The organism is Streptomyces sp. NPDC033178 (genome assembly GCF_055577685.1).
In genome coordinates this window covers 417,402-434,444 of sequence record NZ_JBVIPT010000006.1, presented here as the reverse complement: position 1 = coordinate 434,444, position 17,043 = coordinate 417,402, and the positions used below count along the sequence as shown (strand labels likewise).

The window sequence follows — 17,043 nt, the reverse complement described above, 5'->3', positions numbered from 1 at the left end:
CAGAGCACTCCCATCAGGGAGAAGAGAAACCAGCCGCGTGCACTCATGCGCGCAGTTTCGGTCGGGTCAGCGGCGAGTGTCTTGAACGCTGTTGCGGTACGCCGCCGGGGTCACGCCCAGTACTCGGCGGAACCAGCGCGTCAGGTGCGCCTGGTCCGCGAAGCCAACCAGGGCCGCTGTCTCGGCCGGGCGGTGGCCCTTCTCCAGTAGGCAGCGGGCTCGGTTCACGCGGTGCTGGGCCAGCCAGGCGTACGGCGGCATCCCCGTGCTCGTACGGAAGGCTCGGAGCAGTTGGTAGCGGGACAGGTCCAGGTCCGCGGCCAGGGCGGAGAGGGAGGGTGGGGAGAGGAGTTCGTCCGTCAGGCGGGCTCGGACCGTCTCAGCTATTCGGTCCGCGCCCGGGATTCTGTCGCACACCGGGCGGGCCGTGGAGTGGCGGCGGGAGAGGGCCGTGAGCAGCCACGGGATGCGGGACTCCGCCTCCAACGGGTCCGGGCAGACGCTCAGTTCGGTGTGCGTGAGGCGGAGGGCGGTGGCCAGTTCGGGGTCGTCGAGGACGGGGTCGCGGAAGTGCGGGATGCCGTACGTGCCTTCGGTGAGCAGGGGGACCTCGGCGTACAGGGCGCGGTAGGCGTAGCCGTCGGATGCCGCCGGGCCGCCGGTGTGCGTCTCGCCGGGGGCGAGAACGACTATCGAGCCGGGGCTCGTCTCGATCCGGCCGCCTCGGTAGTCGATGAACTCTGAGCCGCCGACGCAGACACCGATGGTGAACTCGTCGTGGGCGTGGGGCGCGTAGCGGTGACGGTCGAAGCGGGCGGTGAGGAGGTCGAGGGGGCGGCCACTCCGGCCTAGGGTCGCCCTGGTCCAGACCGCCTGCTCGCGCCCGCCCATCGGCTCGCGCCCAGTCGCCTGCTCACGCCCATTCACGGGCTTACGGCCAGTCGCCTGCTCACGGCCTCCCACCGGCTCGCGGCCAGCCGCCTGCCCGTACCCGCCCGGCCGGCGAAGGCCATCCGCCCGCTCACCGTCACCCCGTGCCCCCATGGCGCCGCACCTCCTCAGGGGTGCAACGCCCGCGTGCCCTTCTTCCATGCCCCGGCCAGGTCGGCGTCGTCCGGAAATCGGCCGTGGATCTCCAGGATCACCATCCCGTGGGCGAACGCCCAGGTCGCCCGGGCCAGGTCCATGTCGCCGCCGCAGGCCCGGACGAGCGGCGCGGCGGCGCGGTCCTCCAGGCCGGGCGGGAGGAAGGCGCGGGGCAGCGGGCGCTCGGTGGCGAGGCAGTAGAGGTGGGGGTGTTCGAGGGCGTACGCGCGATACGCCTCGGCCAGGGCCGGGATCGAGCCCGGGGCCTGGGCCTCGGCCTCCTCCAGCGCCGCCGCGGACTCGGCGAGCATCTGCGCGATCAGCTCGACCTCTACGGCCGACTTGTCGGGGAAGTGCTTGTAGAGGGACGGGGCCTTGATGCCCAGGTGGTCGGCGAGGGCCCGCATGGTCAGCGCGGCGGGGCCCGCCTCCTCCAGGAGCGCTCGGGCCGCCGCCACGATCGAACGGGCCCGCGGCGACAGCCCACCGCCCTGGGCACCCTGGGCGCCTTGAGCGCCGTGGGCCTCCTGCCGGTCACCGACTTGAGTGCCCCGCCCGTCGGCACCCTGGTTGCCCCGCCGGTCAGTCACGCTGGAAGCCCTCCTTCGTCCGCAGGCCGTAGCCGAAGGCGCGATCGTACGAGATGTGGGCCAGCCAGCCGCACAGGGCCGCGAAGGCCGGGGCCCAGGTGACCGGGCCGAAGGCGTAGAGCGTCATGAGGGCGAGTGGGACGAGCGCGCGGTGGGCGGTGTTGTAGTACGGGACCGCGCGGGGCTGGAGCCGGCCCTTTGCCATCCCGCGCGCCTCGCCGATGCCGACCAGGAACGTCAGGTCTGGCGCTATGAAGAACGCGACGGCCAGGAGTCCCGCGAGCCAGCCGTGGTTCACGGCTTCGAGTACGGCGAAGGCCGACCAGAAGAGCGCGTTCAGCAACCAGGCGGTGCGGCGGGTGACCGAGAGGGCGCGGCGGCCTCGGGGAGCGGTGGCCGCGCCGTCGACGTCCGCGGTGCCTGCGGGGACGGCAGTGCTGGGCGCGGCGATCGTACTCATCGTGCTCCTCGTGCTCATTTCCTGCCTCCTGCGGCTGGGCGGTCGTTCGGTCGGGATTTCCGTCGCGGGCTGCCCGTTGCGTTGTCCGCGGACAGATGGCTAACGTCGTTAGCCTCGACCGTACGGCTAACATCGTTAGCCGTCAAGAGGCGACCCGCGACGCCCACCCCCCGACCCGCAGGGAAGGCCATCGCTTGACCTTGCCGCAACGTCAACGTTTCTACTGAGGGCATGCGGATCGGAGAACTCGCCGCGACCGTCGGCGTCACGACGCGGACCGTCCGGCACTACCACCACCTCGGGCTGCTGCCCGAACCCGAGCGGCGCTCCAACGGCTACCGCGACTACGGCCTGCGCCACGCGGTCATGCTCGCCCGGATCAAACGGCTGACCGAGCTGGGGCTCGGTCTCGCCGAGGTGCGGGACGCCCTCGCGGACGACGCGGGGCGCGATCTCGCCGAGGTGCTCGCGGAGCTCGACGACGACCTGGCGCGCCAGGAGGCGGCCATCCGGGAGCGGCGGCTGCGGCTGCGCGCACTGCTGGACGGGGGCGGAATGCCCGCCGAGGGGCCCGTGTCTCCCGAACTGGCCGCGATCTTTGGGGAGTTGACCCGCCACCCGGAACCGGCGATGGCCGCCAAGGACCGCGAGATGATCGCCTTCCTCGAAACGGTCGCGGCCCCGGAGGACCGTGAGCGCCTGCTGTCCGCGATGCGCGCCGCCGCGGACGTGCCCGGCGCCCTGGAGCGGACGCACGAGGCGTACGCCCAACTCGACGCGCTCGTCGACGTCGATCCGGCCGACCCGCGCGTCGAGGAGGCCGCCCGTGCCCTCGCCGACTGCCTGCCCGACGAGGCCCTGGAAGGCATGGGCCTCGGCCAACTCGACCTGGAGGGAACCGACATGACCGGCAACGGCAGCTTCTTCCGCGCCTTTCTCGACGACTTCGCCCTCGCGCAGGCCGCGGCGGTCCGCCGGACGATCGAACTGCTCGTGGAGCGTGCGCGATGAGCGCGGCGGCGGACACGGTGACGACGGCGGGCAGCACCCCGGCCAGCGGTGTGCCGGCGACCGGCGCCGTGCGGACCCTTCGGACCGTGCGGCACCTCGTCGCCCACGAGGTGCGGCTGCTGGCGAGCATCGCCCGGTGGATGGCCCGGCGGCCGCACGGCATCGGGCGCGGGCGGGCCTTCTCGTACGGGCGCGGCCAGGGCGCGATGATGTTCGGCTTCGGGTTCGTGAGCGTCCTCGAAAGTGCCTGTATGGCGGTGCTCCTGCGGAACCATCCCGCCGTCCACCGGGTCGTGTTCACGCTCGACGTCTACACGCTGCTCCTGATCGTCGGCATGCACGCGGCATCCGTGACCCGCCCGCACGTGCTGGACGACACGGGGGACGAGGACGAGGCCTTCCTGCGTATCCGCCGCGCCGCCCACGTCGACGTTCGCGTCCCGCTCGCCGCGATCACCTCCGTACGCCGCGAGTTGGTCACCACGCATGAGAAGCGCGACGACCGGCTCGACCTGGCCATCGGCGCGCAGACCACGATCACGCTCGAACTCTCCTCGCCCGTAAGGCACTTCACCTTCCTCGGGCGCCCCAAGGACGTAACCATGATCCGCTTCCACGCCGACGAACCCGAGGCGCTGGTACGGGAGATACGCACAGCTCTGGAGCTCACGCGGGAGCGAACAGCACCTTCGCCGAGCCTGGGTCGGCCTGTGTGAGCCGTACCCGCAGCCGCTCCCCCAGGGGCAGCGGCAGCGTCCCCGCCCCCTCCTCGCTCCTGATGCGGGCGACGACGGCGGGGGACTCCAACTGGACGGTTCCCACGGTGGGTTCGCGTTCCTGTACGTCGACGACGGTGCCGTCGAAGAGTTCGCCGACGCGGTCCTTGAGCAGCGCCGCCTCGACGATGTCGACGCACTCGCGCTCGACCGTGCCCGCGCGGCGGGTGCCCTCGGCCATCCGCTTCGGCAGGTCGTCGAGGGCGGCGAGCACCCACTCCGGCGGTTCCTCCCCGGCTGCCGCCGCCAGGCACAGTTCCGAGGCGTAACGGTCGACCAGGCGGCGGAGCGGGGCCGTGCAGTGGGTGTAGGGCGCGGCCACGGCGGCGTGGGTGGTGAGGTCCGGGGTGACACCGCCCCGGAAGACCGTGTAGCCCGCGCCGCGCAGCAGCGTCGTGCACTCCTGGAGGAAGGCCGCGTGGTGGGGCAGGTGGGGGTCGAGGGAACGGATCAGGTCGGCGTACGAGACATGGTGCGGCCAGTCGATGCGCAGCGCCCGCGCGGTACGACGCAGTCGGCCGACCGCGCCGTCGGGCGCGGCCGGGAGCGTCCGCAGCACCCCCGTGCCGTACGCCAGCATCAGCTCGGCCGCGGCCATGCCCGTGAGGAGGGAGATCTGCGCGTTCCAGCCGTCGGCGGGGAGCGGGGCGCGGTAGCCGAGTTCGTACGCGCCGCCGCGTTCGGCGATCTCCTGCTCGGGGACGTTGAGGGAGATGCCGCCGCGGGCCACTTCCTGTTGTTCGCGCAGGAGCCCGATGTCCTTGAGGAGGGCGAGCGGTTCCTCGGGGGTGCCCGCGTCGAGCTGCTTCTGGACGGACTCGTAGTCGAGCTTGGCGCGGCTGCGGACGAGGGCGCGGCTGACGTCGGTGGCTGTGGGGCGGCCGTCCGCGTCCAGGTCGATGGTCCACAGGACGGCCGGGCAGGTCTGGTCGGGAAGCAGGCTCGCGGCGCCCTCGCTCAGTACCGGCGGGTGGAGGGGGATCTTGCCGTCCGGGAAGTAGAGGGTGGTCACCCTGCGGTGTGCCTCCGCGTCCAGGAGACCGCCGGGTACGACGAAAGCCGCGACGTCGGCGATGGCGTACCGCACGCGGTAGCCGTCCGGGCGGCGGGACAGGTGCATCGCCTGGTCGAGGTCGGTGGACGTCGGCGGGTCGATGGTGAAGAGGGGGATCTCCGTCGCGTCGTACGCCGGAAGCGTCGGTTCGCGGGCGGCTCTCTCCGCCTCGGCGAGCACCTCCGGCCCGAACGCCTCGGGCACGTCGAGTTCGGTGCGCAGTGCGCGCAGCGCGGCCCGCAGGGGCGCCTCGGCTGCGCCGGTCACACGAATCTGGCGGCGGGGCATAGGGCGAGCGTATGGCGGGGTGGGGCGAGCGGCACCCCGTAGGCTTGCGCGTACCCCTCTCACGTACCGAACGCCGTACCGAATGCCGTACCGAACGCCGTACCGAACGCCCCAGGGAGAACCGCCGTGCTTGTGCTGCTGCCGCCGTCCGAAGGAAAGGCTCCCTCCGGGCGGGGCGCGCCGTTGAAGCCGGAGTCGCTGTCGTTGCCGGGGCTCGCCGAGGCGCGGCAGGCGGTGTTCGAGGAGCTCGTCGAACTCTGCGCGGGCGACGAGGAGAAGGCCCGCGAGGTGCTCGGGCTGAGCGAGGGCCTGCGCGGCGAGGTCGCCAAGAACACGGAGCTGCGGACCGCGGGGGCGCGGCCCGCCGGGGAGATCTACACGGGGGTGCTGTACGACGCCCTCGACCTGGCCTCGCTCGACACGGCCGCCAAGCGGCGGGCGGCGCGCTCGCTGCTCGTCTTCTCGGGGCTGTGGGGTGCGGTCCGGGTGACGGACCGGATTCCCTCGTACCGCTGCTCGATGGGTGTGAAGCTGCCGGGCCTCGGGGCGCTGGGCGCGCACTGGCGGGCGCCGATGGCCTCCGTGCTGCCCGAGGCGGCGGGGAGCGGCCTCGTGCTCGACCTGCGGTCCTCGGCGTACGCGGCCGCGTGGAAGCCGAAGGGGGAGGTCGCGGGGCGCACGGCGAGCGTACGGGTGCTGCACGCGCCGACCCGGAAGGTCGTCAGCCACTTCAACAAGGCGACCAAGGGGCGGATCGTCCGCAGCCTCATGCAGTCCGGTGCCGTGCCTTCGGGGCCCGCGGAGCTGGTGGAGGCGCTGCGGGATCTCGGGTACGTGGTGGAGGCTGCGGCTCCTGCGGGGGCGGGGCGGGCGTGGATGCTGGACGTGCTGGTGGACGAGATTCACTGAGTACGAGGGAGACCTCCTCGGCATTCAGAGGCTTGCTGGGCACGCGGGGTTCGCCGGGCGCGCCGGGCGCGCAAGCCTCCTGTTGCAGCATGCGCAACGGGCTTTGCGCATGCTGAGTGGCGCGGGCAGGATGAACGCATGGCTTCGCCCCTGCCCTCCTCACCGCTGCCCCCGTCCGTGCTCGAACTGGCGCCCGTCGTCCCCGTGGTCGTCGTCGACGACGTCGCGGACGCCGTGCCGCTGGCCCGCGCGCTCGTCGCGGGCGGGCTGCCCGCGATCGAGGTGACGCTGCGGACGCCGGTGGCACTCGACGCGATCCGGGCGATCGCCGACGGGGTCCCGGAGGCGGTGGTCGGGGCCGGCACGGTCATCTCGCCGGAACAGGTCGCCCAGTCGGTGGCCGCCGGGGCGCGCTTCCTGGTGAGCCCGGGCTGGACGGACGTACTGCTCGATGCCATGAAGGCGTCCGGGGTGCCGTTCCTGCCGGGGGTCTCCACGACGTCGGAGGTCGTGGCGCTGCTGGAACGGGGCGTGAGCGACATGAAGTTCTTCCCGGCCCAGGCCGCCGGCGGCACGGCGTACCTCAAGTCCCTGGCGGGGCCGCTTCCCCAGGCCCGCTTCTGCCCGACGGGGGGCATCGGCCCGGCCGTCGCACCGGAGTATCTCGCCCTGCCGAACGTCCTGTGCGTGGGCGGCAGTTGGATGCTCCCAGCGGACGCGATCGCGGCCGGGGACTGGGCACGGGTGGAGTCCTTGGCGAGGGAGGCCGCGAGGTTGGGACACGCCCCGAGCTGAGGTGCGCCCCGTAAGGGGCGCGGGGAACTGCGCAATCACCCCCGCCGACCCGCAGCCAACTCACCACCCGAACCCAACCCGAGCCCACCCCGAGCCCAACCCCCGCTCAGCTCAGCGCAGCGCAGACGTCTCGTTCAGGAGCCGCACGCTCGCGTTCCCATCCCCGTAGTACGCCACCACCGACAGCGACGCCGCCGACAGTTCCATGCGGAACAGGGCCTCCGGCGGGGCGCCCAGGGCCAGTCGTACGAGGGTCTTGACGGGCGTGACGTGGGAGACGAGGAGTACGGTGCGGCCGGTGTGCGCCGCGAGCAGCTTGTCGCGGGTCGCGGCCACCCGGTGGGCCACCGCTTCGAAACTCTCGCCGCCGCCGGTGGGTTCGGCGTCCGGGGAGCTCAGCCAGGCGCTCATGTCGTCCGGGTACCGCTCGCGGACCTCGGCGAACGTCAGTCCCTCCCATGCCGCGAAGTCCGTCTCGCGGAGCCCGTCCTCGATCCGTACGTCAAGTCCGAGCCGGGCCCCGACGATCGCTGCGGTTTCGCGGCAGCGGGCGAGGGGGGACGACACGATGTCCTGTACGGTCCCGCGTGCGGCGAGCACGGTCGCGACGCGCTCGGCCTGGTGGCGGCCCGTGTCCGACAGCGCGGGGTCGCTGCCGCCGCTTCCGGAGAACCGCTTCTGGGGCGTCAGGGGGGTCTCGCCGTGCCGGAGCAGTACGAGGGTGGTGGGGGTGCCGAGGTCCGGGGGCGCGGCTCCTGCGGCGGCCGGTGCCTCGGAGGCGACGTTCCGTGCGGCGCGTACGTCGTCGGTGTTGGGCGTGGTGCCGGTGGTCGTCCGAGTGCGGGCCGTCCGGAGCTGATCGCGCAGTTCCCCGCGCCCCTTGCGGGGCGCCGACCTCGCGGCGCCCGCGTCCAGGTCCGCCGTCGACTGCGACGGTGACCACTGTTCGCCGCGCTTGCCCGCGTCCATCGCCTCGTTGGCCAGGCGGTCCGCGTGCTTGTTCTCGGCGCGGGGGATCCACTCGTACGTGACCCGGTCGGCCGGGAGGATGGAGCGGGCCTCGGCTGCCAGGGGGCGCATCGCGGGGTGTTTGATCTGCCAGCGGCCCGACATCTGCTCGACCACGAGCTTGGAGTCCATGCGGACCCGCACAGTGGCCGTCGGGTCCAGTTCGCGGGCCGCGCGGAGGCCCGCGACCAGGCCGCTGTACTCGGCGACGTTGTTCGTGGTGACGCCGAGGTACTCCGCCGCCTCGGCCAGGGTCTCCCCCGTCGCCGCGTCGATGACCACGGCTCCGTAGCCCGCGGGCCCCGGGTTTCCCCGGGAACCCCCGTCCGCCTCGACGATCAACTCGCGCAAGCCGGAAGCTCCTTACAGACCGAAGGCAATACCGAAGGCCATGCCGAACGCCTACAGACCCGACTCCGACGTACGGATCAGGATGCGGCGGCAGTTCTCGCAGCGCAGGACCGCGTCCGGAGCCGCCGCCTTCACGTCGTTCACCTCGGTGATGTTGAGCTCCAGGCGGCAGCCCTCGCAGCGGCGCTGGTAGAGGCGGGCCGCGCCGACGCCGCCCTGCTGCTCGCGGAGCTTCTCGTAGAGCTTGAGCAGGTCGGCGGGGACGGAGCCCGCGATGACCTCGCGCTCCTTCGTCGCCGAGGCGGCCTCGCCGTCGAGGGACTCCTCCGCGGCGTCCCGGCGGGCCGTCGCGTCGTCAATCTTCGACTGGACGGACGAGACCCTCTCGGTCAGTTCGGCGACCCGCTCCTGCGCGGACTCGCGGCGCTCCATGATCTCCAGTACGACGTCCTCCAGGTCACCCTGGCGCTTGGCGAGGGAGGCGATCTCGCGCTGGAGGTTCTCCAGGTCCTTGGGGGACGTGGCGGCGCCGGAGTCGAGGCGCTGCTGGTCGCGGGAGGCGCGCTGGCGCACCTGGTCGACGTCCTGCTCCGCCTTGGTCTGCTCGCGGGAGCAGTCGCTCTCCTCGGTCTGCGAGGCGACGAGCAGGTCGCGCAGCTGCGTGAGGTCCTTGGTCAGCGACTCGATCTCGGCGTGCTCGGGCAGCGACCTCCGCTTGTGCGCGAGCTGCTGCAGGCGGGCGTCGAGGGACTGGACGTCGAGAAGTCGGATCTGGTCGGCGGGCGCGGCGTTCAGTTGGGGGCTCCAGGTGAAGGGGAGTGGGAGTTCCACGGGTCGGTGACCGTCTTCGAGACATGGACCCGCAGGTCCCAGCCGTGACGGTCGGAAATCTCGTCGAGCTGGGCGGCGGCCAGCTCGCACCAGGGCCACTCGGTGGCCCAGTGCGCCGCGTCGAGCAGCGCGAGGGGACTGTGGGCGTGATCCGCAATGAACTCTGACGCCGGGTGGTGGCGCAGGTCCGCGGTGAGGAAGGCGTCCACGCCGGCGGCGCGTACGTCGGCGAAGAGGCTGTCGCCGGAGCCGCCGCTGACCGCGACGGTCCGTACGAGCGCCTCGGGGTCGCCCGCGACGCGGATGCCCTGCGCGGTGGCGGGCAGCCGCTCGGCGGCGCGGGCGGCGAACTCGCGGACGGTCAGCGGATGGTCCAGCTCGCAGACCCGGCCGAGGCCCCGGCGGCCGTCGGCGTCGGCGGGGTCCGGCACGAGGGGGCGTACGACGCGGAGGTCCAGGGCTCCGGCGAGGGCGTCGCTCACGCCCGGGTCGGCGCGGTCGGCGTTCGTGTGGGCGACGTGCAGCGCGATGTCGTTCTTGATGAGGGTGTGCACGACGCGGCCCTTGAAGGTCGAGGCCGCGACCGTCGTCGTACCGCGCAGATAGAGCGGGTGGTGGGTGACCAGCAGGTCGGCGTCCAGCTTCACCGCCTCGTCCACGATCTCCTGGACCGGGTCGACGGCGAAGAGTACGCGGGAGACCTCCTGGTCGGGGTCTCCGCAGACCGTCCCGACCGCGTCCCAGTCCTCCGCGCTCGCGGGGGGCCAGAGAGCGTCGAGCGCGGCGATGACTTCAGACAGACGGGGCACGAACAAAAGGCTACCTGCCTTGTGTCCGTGCCCCACCGGTCGCGGGCTACTTGACCAGCTGTGACCGGGCGACCCCGCTTCGACCGACCGATGGCACGTACCGTCCTGTCCCGCCCGCCCCGCTCCGGGCGCTCGGCGAGGTGGCCGTGCAGTCGTCGTCCTACTTGGCGAGGAAGCCCTTGAGGTCGTCGAGGACCTCGTCGGCCGCGGTGACACCGAGGCCGAGGTACCAGGTCTCGTCGGGTACGTCCTTGGCCCGGCCGTCCTCGACCGCGCCGAGCTTCTTCCACAGCGGGTTGTCCTCGGCGGTGGCGCGGTCGGTCTTCTTCGCGTCGCCGTAGACGCCGGTGAAGATCCAGTCGGCGTCCGCGTCGTCGATCTTCTCCGGGCTGATCTCCGCCGCGAGGTCGTTGATCTGCTGGTTCTTGGGGCGCGGGATGCCGACGTCCTCAAGGATCGTGCCGATGAAGGAAGCCTTCGCGTAGAGGCGGATCATGCCCGGCAGGTAGCGGAGCATGGTGACGGTCGGCTTGTCGGGGCCGAGTTCGTCGCCGAGGGCCTTGGCCTTCTTCTCGTACGCGGCGAGCTGGGTCTTCGCCTCGGCCGTCCTGTCCAGCGCGGCCGCGTTGAGGAGGTAGTTCTCCTTCCAGGTGAAGCCCGGACGGATGGAGAACACGGTGGGGGCGATCTTGGAGAGCTGCGGGTAGAGCTTGGCGGCGCGCAGCTCGCTGCCGAGGATCAGGTCGGGCTTCAGGCCCGCGATCGCCTCCAGGTTGAGGGCGTTGATCGTGCCGACGTCCTTGGGGCTGCCCGCGTCCTTCTTCAGGTACGAGGGGATCCCGGCCGAGCCCTCGGTGGGCGCCCAGCCGACGGGCTTCACGCCGAGGGAGACGACATTGTCGAGCTCGCCGACGTCGAGGACGACGACCCGCTTGGGCCTGGCCTTCAGCTCCGTCTCGCCCATGGCGTGCTCGATGGTGCGCGGGAACTCGCCGGCTTTGGCCGTCGTCCCCATCCTGGCCGTCTCCTCGGCCGCCTTCGCGAAGTCCTCGCCGCCGGTGGCGACGGACTTGCTGCCGGCGCCGTTGTCGGACTTTCCGGAGCCGGAACCCGAGTCCGAGTCGCCCGACCCGCAGGCGGCGAGCGAGAGAGCGGCCGCCACGGCGAGGGCGACGGCGGCGGAACCGCGGCGTCGTAGGGACATCAGGCACACTCCGGTGGTTCATGATCTGGTTCAGGATCGGGGCCGGGACGGACCCGGACCCCGGTGGCGCGCGAGGGCACGGCGGGGAACCCAGAAACCCCACAGGCAGCACTCAGGCGCCACTTAGGCAGCCCTAACCATAAACCGCCCCACCCCCGCTCAGCACACCCGCCCCCGTTCCCTCAGGCGAATCAGAAACGGGCCACTCTTATGTGTGAAGCGGTCACCTGCCGGTCCCACGCCTGTGCGTGCGAAAACTAGGTTTCGTGGCCGGAGGTGACCGAACGATGACGGCCTGTGCCTCCCCCGAGGTCTCGACTTCGCTCGAGCAGGGGGGAACCCCATCGTCCGCGGCGGTGAACGAGAACGAGTGGGCCGCGCGAACAGGGTGCGTGATCACCGTCGACGGGTCGTACGCGGCCCGCCTGGCCCGAAGCGGCGACTCCTGGTTCCCGGAGCGCTGGACACTGGACGGCCCCGAGCCGTACGCCGTGCCACTGCCCGGCAACCAGCCCGAGGAGCCCGGCACGGAGGTGCTGCCGATGGCGGACGGGCGGGTGCTCATCCACCGTCTGGTCGACGGACGGCACACGTTCTCGCTGCTGTATCCGACGGGCCCGGGGACGGGTGAGGTACTGCTCGGCGCGGTCGAATGCCCGGACGGGGGCACGGAGTTGCGACTGCTGCCGCCCGCTCCGGCCGGCACGCGTGCGTACGCCCTTGCCGTGGGCCGGAGTTCGACGGCCGTGTGGCTGGTCGCGGGCGGCGCCTTCGGGCCCGAGCATCTGGCGGAGGTACCGGGCCGCTGCTCGGGTGGGGTGTGGCTGGGCGGCGGGGACCGACTGCTCGCGCTGGACCGGGAGTTGGACGGCCGGACCAAGACGGTCGTGGTCGATCTGGAGCGCGGGGGCGAGGTGTCGCCGCTGCTGCAGATCTCCGAGCAGAGCAACGACCGGCTGCTGCTCGCGGACGCCGACAGCGGGCTGCTCCTGATCCGCTCGGACGCGCCGTCTCCCGGCCAGGAGCGGCTCGGCTGGGGCGTGTTGGGGAGCACGCTCCCGGTGCGCTTCCCGGAGTACCTGCAACTGCCCGGCCGCGCGGTCGCTCCGTTCGCGATCCAGCCGGGTCAGGTGCTCACCCCGGAGAGCTGCGCGGTCGCCCTGCGGATCGGCGGCCCCTCGGGCAGCTGGCTCGGCGTGTGGCGACCCGCCGAGCGGCACGTCCACCAACTGCCCGCGCCCAGCGGATGGTTGACGGGTTCGGGCCAGTGGACCAGGGACGGGGTGCTCCATCTGCCGTACGCGACGGGGGCGGTGCCGTGCGGCGTGTCACGGGTGGGAGCACCCACGGGGGCGGGGGACGGGGGCCCGGGGGATCCGGACCGTACGGCCGAGGCGCGGGGGGACGCGTCACGGGGGCCGTCGGTCACGGGTCCCCCGGAGCCCGCGGCAGCCCGTCCCGTACCCCTCCAACAGGCACCGCTGACGGGACGCCCGATGGCGAACGCGTTCGCGGGCCGCCGGTTGGCACAGGCGGCGGGAGCGGGAGCGGAACGGCCAACCGGCCCGGGCGCGGGGCCGGTTGGCACGTCGGGCGGTGCGACGGGCGGTGCGGCGGGCGGTGCGGACTGGGCCGCCGCCCGGGCCGCGGAGCCGGTCCGCAGGGAGGGCACGGGATGGACTGCCGTCGAGGGAGCGGGGCAGGTGGGTGCGGGATGGACAGCCGTCGAGGGCACGGGGCAGGTGAGTGCGGAGGGCGTCGGCCACCCGGTGGCCGAGCATGCGAGCCGTGCACCCGGCGAAGGCGTCAGTGACGCAGCTGCCGGAAGCCCCCTCTGCATGGTCCCGGCGGACACGGAGAGCACCCTTCTCCTGGCTCCGATCGACCCGGAGAGCCCCAGTCCCGTGGCCGCCGATGGGACCGGCGGAGCTCCCGCTGAAAGCATTCGCCCGGCAGTCCGGGCGGCGGTCCAGGCGGCGGTCCGGCCGTCAGTCCAGACGACGGCCCAGCCGCCGGTTCAGGCGCCGGTTCAGGCACCGGTTCAGGCGCCGGTTCAGGCGGTGAACCCCCTCCACATCGAGCAGGTGAGTACCGAGTGCCCGCCGGCCCTCCGCGCTCTCCGGGTGAGTGCCGAAACGACGCCCCCTCCCACCCCCCTCAAAGTGACCACCGAGTAGCCCCAACCACCCCTCGGCACTGTCACACCCGCCCGTTAGACTCGCCCGCGCTGTACAGAAGGATCATGTTGACACGGGGTGATTTTGCACATGAGCGACACGAACACCATGGAGACGACGGCCACCGACCCGCGGGCGACGGTGACCCAGGCAGCAGACGACGGTGGCCACGGCCGGCACCGGGGGCCCGTCTCCGCGCAGGAGGGCGAGGCGACCCCTCGCGGCCGGCACCGTAAGCCCGCCGAGCACGGCGACATGGGGGCCTGACGACCTCAGGTCCGGAGCGTCACACGGCCCCGCCCGACACTCGTCGGGCGGGGCCTTTCCGTGCGAGCGGCGCCAAACCCGTTCACCCGTGCTTGAGCCCCAGCACCTCCGCCGCCGCGAACGTCTCCCCCGTCGGCCGGTCCGCGTAGTGCGGTGTGAGCAGCGCGTCGAGTTCGTCGTACGTGAAGGCGTCCTGCTTGGTGTCGAACTTGGCGGCCACCCGCGGGCGTTCGACGACCGCGACCATTCCGCCGTGCACGACGAGGAGCTGGCCGTTGACATGTGCGGCGGCGGGCGAGGCCAAGTAGCCGACGAGCGGGGCGACATGCTCGGGAGCGAGCGGGTCGAGCCGCTCCCCGGACCCGTCGCCCGCCGGTTCCTGGAAGCCCGCGAAGACGTCCGCCGTCATCCGGGTCCGGGCGCGCGGGCAGATGACGTTCGCCGTGACGCCGTACTTCGCGAGCGCCAGTGCAGTCGAGGTGGTGAGCCCGACGATTCCGCCTTTCGCGGCGGCGTAGTTGGGCTGTCCCGCGGAGCCCGCGAGGAACGCCTCCGAAGAGGTGTTCACGATCCGCCCGTACACCGGCGCGTCAGCCGCCTTGGACCGGGCCCGCCAGTGCGCGGCCGCGAAGTGGGTGGTGTTGAAGTGGCCCTTGAGATGGACCCGGATCACCGAGTCCCACTCGTCCTCGGACATCGAGAAGACCATCCGGTCGCGCAGGATGCCCGCGTTGTTGACGAGGATGTCCAGCTGTCCGAACTCGGCGACCGCCAACTCGACCAGTTCCCGGGCCTGTTGGTGGTCGGCCACGTCCCCGGTGTGCGCGACGGCGCGACCGCCCGCTGCCCGGATCCCGGCGGCGACCTCCTCGGCGGGTGTGGCGGACGCGGCGCCCGATCCGTCCCGGCCGGGCTGTCCGAAGTCGTTGACGACGACGGCGGCGCCGAGCCGGGCGAGCTCCAGCGCCTCCGCCCGGCCCAGGCCGCGGCCCGCACCCGTGACGACCGCGGACCGGCCCTCAAGTGGCAGTGACATCAAGGTCCTTTCAGGGATCGGCAGTTGGAGGTCCCGTGTCGATCGACGGGCGCTCGACGGACGGGCGTCAGATCTCGATGCACGTACGCAGCGCCACACCCGTACGCATCTGGTCGAGCGCCTCGTTGATGTCGCTCAACGGCACCCGGTGGGTGATCAGCCCCTCCAGGTCGATGCGCCCGGCGCGCCACAGCGCGATGGTCCGCTCGTACGACCGCAGGACGTCCCCGCCGCCGTACATGGACGGCAGGATCCGCTTCTCGTCGAAGAACAGCTCGAACATGTTGAGCTGGAGGTGGTCGTCCATGGCGCCCGCGCCGACGACAACGAGCGTGCCGCCGCGGCGGGTGTTGTCGTACGCCGTGCGGGCGGTGGCGGAGCGGCCGACGACCTCGAAGACGTAGTCGAAGCCCTCGCCCGCGGTCACCAACTGCTTGACGTCGGGGAGTTCGTCGGGCGACACGGCCCTGGTGGCGCCGAACTTCAGCGCGGCCTCGCGGCGGGAGGCGACCGGGTCGACGGCGACGATCTCGGCGGCGCCCTTGAGCCGGGCGCCCTGGATCGCGGAGATGCCGACGCCTCCGCAGCCGATGACGGCGACCGACGAACCGGCCTCCACGTCGGCGGTGTTGAGGGCGGCGCCGAGTCCGGTGGTGACGCCGCAGCCGATGAGGGCGGCGATGTCGAAGGGCACGTCGTCCGGGATCGGCACGGCGCAGCCCGCGTCGACGACGACCTCCTCGGTGAAGGTCCCGGTGCCCGCGAAGCCGAACACATCGCCGCCGGGGCGCTTGAAGTTGGGCGTGCCCGCGTTCATGAACCCGGCGAGACACAGCTCGGTCTGGCCGCGCTTGCAGGCGGGACAGGCGCCGCAGGCGGGCAGCCAGCAGACGACGACCCGGTCGCCGGGCTTGACGTTGGTGACGCCCTCGCCGACCTCCAGGATCTCGCCCGCCCCCTCGTGCCCGGGCACGAACGGCGCGGGCTGCGGCAGCACCCCGGCCATCGCGGAGAGGTCTGAGTGGCACAGGCCGGTGGCCCGCACCCGGATCCTCACCCGGCCGGGGCCGAAGCCCGTCGCCTCGACGTCGTCGAGTATCTCCAGCTTGTCCTGGCCTATCTCGTGCAGTACGGCTGCGCGCATGGTGCGGCTCCCCTCGGAAACGTACGTACGACACTCAGGTGTGCCGACACTCGGATGCGGGACTTGCGGCTCACGTGCGGGACAGACGGCGCAGGTGCAGGTGCAGGGCTCAGTTGTGCTCCACGACGGTGTCGGCGAGGACCGGTGCGTCGTCCCGGTCGGCCGCGCCCACCGTCACGCGGACCGTGCCGTCCCCCTGCCACATACGGATGCGCAGGGTCTCGCCCGGGTAGACGACCCCGGCGAAGCGCGTGGCGTAGGAGCGGACCCGGCCGACGTCGCCGCCGAGTGCCGTGTCCACGACGGCCTTCAGTGTCATCCCGTACGTGCACAGCCCGTGCAGGATCGGCCGGTCGAAGCCGGCGAGCTTGGCGAACTCGGGGTCGGCGTGCAGCGGGTTCCAGTCGCCGGAGAGCCGGTACAGGAGCGCCTGGTCCTCACGGATCGCGCGCTCGACCGTTCTGTCGGGCTCGCCGGTCGGCGGTTCGGGGCGCGTGGAGGGGCCGCGGTCGCCGCCGAAGCCCCCTTCACCGCGTACGAAGATCTGGGCGTCGTTGGTCCACAACGGGCCCTCGTCGTCGGCGACTTCGGTGCGCATGACGAGGATGGCGGCCTTGCCCTTGTCGTAGACGGCCGCGATCCGTCCGGTGGCGGTCGCCCGGCCCTCGACGGGGATCGGGCGGTGCAGCGTGATGGTCTGGCCGCCGTGCAGCACGTGCGCGAGGTTGACGTCGATACCCGGCATGGAAAGGCTGTTGATCACGCCCGGAGAGCCGGCGCCCGCGACCGTGGCGAAGCTCGGCAGCACGTGCAGCCGCGACTCCAGGGTGTAGCGCAGCTCGTCGGGGTCCGTCGCGGGGCTGTCCTTGTCGGGGTTCGCGCCGGCGCCGAGGCCGAGGTGGTAGAGCTGGACGTCCTTGTGACCCCAGGCGATCCCGGCGGACCGGGGCTCGGCCGCGAGAGCCTGGGCAACGTCGATGGGCATGGGGCTCCTGACTGCTGGCGGGGAAGACCCCGGTGCGGCCGTCCGCACCGTCGGCCGCACCGAGGTCGACACTGAGCCGAGGAACCCGCCTGTTCTAGAACGCGTTCCAGTCCGGCGACCCCCTGTATAGCTCAGGGCCCGGCACATGTGAAGACTCCTGACGGCATGTCAGATGGGTGGCGCGGGCCCGGCAGTGACATTTGTCCTGCCCGAGTCCGTACATTGCGCATCTGCCCCGCCGGCCCCCGGATTCGTAGCGTCG

Annotated in this window: 16 protein-coding genes and 1 pseudogene; 6 read left to right on the top strand and 11 right to left on the bottom strand. The window is 72.3% G+C overall.

Features of this window, described 5'->3' with window-relative positions; genetic code table 11:
- Nucleotides 1–66: 66 nt before the first annotated feature.
- The 3 genes from ACZ5VQ_RS18245 to ACZ5VQ_RS18235 form a co-directional block, all read right to left on the bottom strand.
- Nucleotides 67–891, bottom strand: a complete 825-nt coding sequence (locus ACZ5VQ_RS18245; protein WP_469105812.1) for an AraC family transcriptional regulator — start codon at nt 889–891, stop codon at nt 67–69.
- Nucleotides 892–1,058: 167 nt separating this feature from the next.
- On the bottom strand, nt 1,059–1,568 hold the full coding sequence (locus ACZ5VQ_RS18240; protein WP_469105811.1) for a TetR/AcrR family transcriptional regulator: 510 nt from the start codon (nt 1,566–1,568) through the stop codon (nt 1,059–1,061).
- Nucleotides 1,569–1,668: 100 nt separating this feature from the next.
- The gene (locus ACZ5VQ_RS18235) at nt 1,669–2,136 is read right to left on the bottom strand and encodes a DUF4260 family protein (protein ID WP_469105767.1); all 468 of its coding nucleotides are present in this window, start codon (nt 2,134–2,136) and stop codon (nt 1,669–1,671) included.
- Between the two features lie 231 nt (nt 2,137–2,367).
- Between ACZ5VQ_RS18235 and ACZ5VQ_RS18230 the strand changes: the two genes are divergently transcribed.
- Nucleotides 2,368–3,147, top strand: coding sequence for a MerR family transcriptional regulator (locus ACZ5VQ_RS18230; protein WP_469105766.1), 780 nt, complete (start codon nt 2,368–2,370; stop codon nt 3,145–3,147).
- Nucleotides 3,144–3,863, top strand: coding sequence for a hypothetical protein (locus ACZ5VQ_RS18225; protein ID WP_469105765.1), 720 nt, complete (start codon nt 3,144–3,146; stop codon nt 3,861–3,863). The genes ACZ5VQ_RS18230 and ACZ5VQ_RS18225 overlap by 4 nt, the downstream gene beginning before the upstream one ends.
- On the opposite strand, the gene ACZ5VQ_RS18220 is transcribed toward ACZ5VQ_RS18225, so the two are convergent.
- Nucleotides 3,814–5,265, bottom strand: coding sequence for an RNB domain-containing ribonuclease (locus tag ACZ5VQ_RS18220; protein WP_469105764.1), 1,452 nt, complete (start codon nt 5,263–5,265; stop codon nt 3,814–3,816). The genes ACZ5VQ_RS18225 and ACZ5VQ_RS18220 overlap by 50 nt on opposite strands.
- A 126-nt stretch (nt 5,266–5,391) precedes the next feature.
- Here ACZ5VQ_RS18220 and yaaA point away from each other — a divergent pair, with 126 nt between their 5' ends.
- Both yaaA and eda read left to right on the top strand, forming a co-directional pair.
- Nucleotides 5,392–6,174 carry a peroxide stress protein YaaA gene (gene yaaA / locus ACZ5VQ_RS18215; protein ID WP_469105763.1) on the top strand — a complete coding sequence of 261 codons (783 nt, stop codon included), beginning with the start codon at nt 5,392–5,394 and terminating at the stop codon, nt 6,172–6,174.
- A gap of 138 nt (nt 6,175–6,312) precedes the next feature.
- Nucleotides 6,313–6,969 carry a bifunctional 4-hydroxy-2-oxoglutarate aldolase/2-dehydro-3-deoxy-phosphogluconate aldolase gene (gene eda / locus ACZ5VQ_RS18210; RefSeq protein WP_469105762.1) on the top strand — a complete coding sequence of 219 codons (657 nt, stop codon included), beginning with the start codon at nt 6,313–6,315 and terminating at the stop codon, nt 6,967–6,969.
- Nucleotides 6,970–7,080: 111 nt separating this feature from the next.
- Here the strand turns inward: eda and ACZ5VQ_RS18205 are convergent, their stop codons facing one another.
- The 4 genes from ACZ5VQ_RS18205 to ACZ5VQ_RS18190 form a co-directional block, all read right to left on the bottom strand.
- Nucleotides 7,081–8,328, bottom strand: coding sequence for a bifunctional RNase H/acid phosphatase (locus ACZ5VQ_RS18205; protein WP_469105761.1), 1,248 nt, complete (start codon nt 8,326–8,328; stop codon nt 7,081–7,083).
- Nucleotides 8,329–8,379: 51 nt separating this feature from the next.
- Entirely contained in the window at nt 8,380–9,123 is a 744-nt protein-coding gene (locus tag ACZ5VQ_RS18200) for a zinc ribbon domain-containing protein (RefSeq protein ID WP_469105810.1), read from the bottom strand.
- Nucleotides 9,120–9,968, bottom strand: coding sequence for a Nif3-like dinuclear metal center hexameric protein (locus ACZ5VQ_RS18195; protein ID WP_469105760.1), 849 nt, complete (start codon nt 9,966–9,968; stop codon nt 9,120–9,122). The genes ACZ5VQ_RS18200 and ACZ5VQ_RS18195 overlap by 4 nt, the downstream gene beginning before the upstream one ends.
- A gap of 160 nt (nt 9,969–10,128) precedes the next feature.
- Nucleotides 10,129–11,172 carry an ABC transporter substrate-binding protein gene (locus tag ACZ5VQ_RS18190; protein ID WP_469105759.1) on the bottom strand — a complete coding sequence of 348 codons (1,044 nt, stop codon included), beginning with the start codon at nt 11,170–11,172 and terminating at the stop codon, nt 10,129–10,131.
- 287 nt (nt 11,173–11,459) lie between these two features.
- Between ACZ5VQ_RS18190 and ACZ5VQ_RS18185 the strand changes: the two are divergent.
- Nucleotides 11,460–12,656: pseudogene (locus tag ACZ5VQ_RS18185) on the top strand (hypothetical protein); the annotation flags it as partial.
- A 783-nt stretch (nt 12,657–13,439) separates the two neighbouring features.
- Nucleotides 13,440–13,616, top strand: a complete 177-nt coding sequence (locus ACZ5VQ_RS18180; protein WP_362074999.1) for a hypothetical protein — start codon at nt 13,440–13,442, stop codon at nt 13,614–13,616.
- 82 nt (nt 13,617–13,698) lie between these two features.
- Here ACZ5VQ_RS18180 and ACZ5VQ_RS18175 read toward each other — a convergent pair whose 3' ends face one another.
- The 3 genes from ACZ5VQ_RS18175 to ACZ5VQ_RS18165 form a co-directional block, all read right to left on the bottom strand.
- The gene (locus ACZ5VQ_RS18175; RefSeq protein WP_469105758.1) at nt 13,699–14,652 is read right to left on the bottom strand and encodes a 3-oxoacyl-ACP reductase; all 954 of its coding nucleotides are present in this window, start codon (nt 14,650–14,652) and stop codon (nt 13,699–13,701) included.
- Between the two features lie 67 nt (nt 14,653–14,719).
- Nucleotides 14,720–15,796 (bottom strand): Zn-dependent alcohol dehydrogenase, encoded by a 1,077-nt coding sequence (locus tag ACZ5VQ_RS18170; RefSeq protein ID WP_469105757.1) that lies wholly within the window; start codon nt 15,794–15,796, stop codon nt 14,720–14,722.
- A 109-nt stretch (nt 15,797–15,905) separates the two neighbouring features.
- On the bottom strand, nt 15,906–16,781 hold the full coding sequence (locus tag ACZ5VQ_RS18165) for a MaoC/PaaZ C-terminal domain-containing protein (protein WP_469105756.1): 876 nt from the start codon (nt 16,779–16,781) through the stop codon (nt 15,906–15,908).
- Nucleotides 16,782–17,043: the final 262 nt, after the last annotated feature.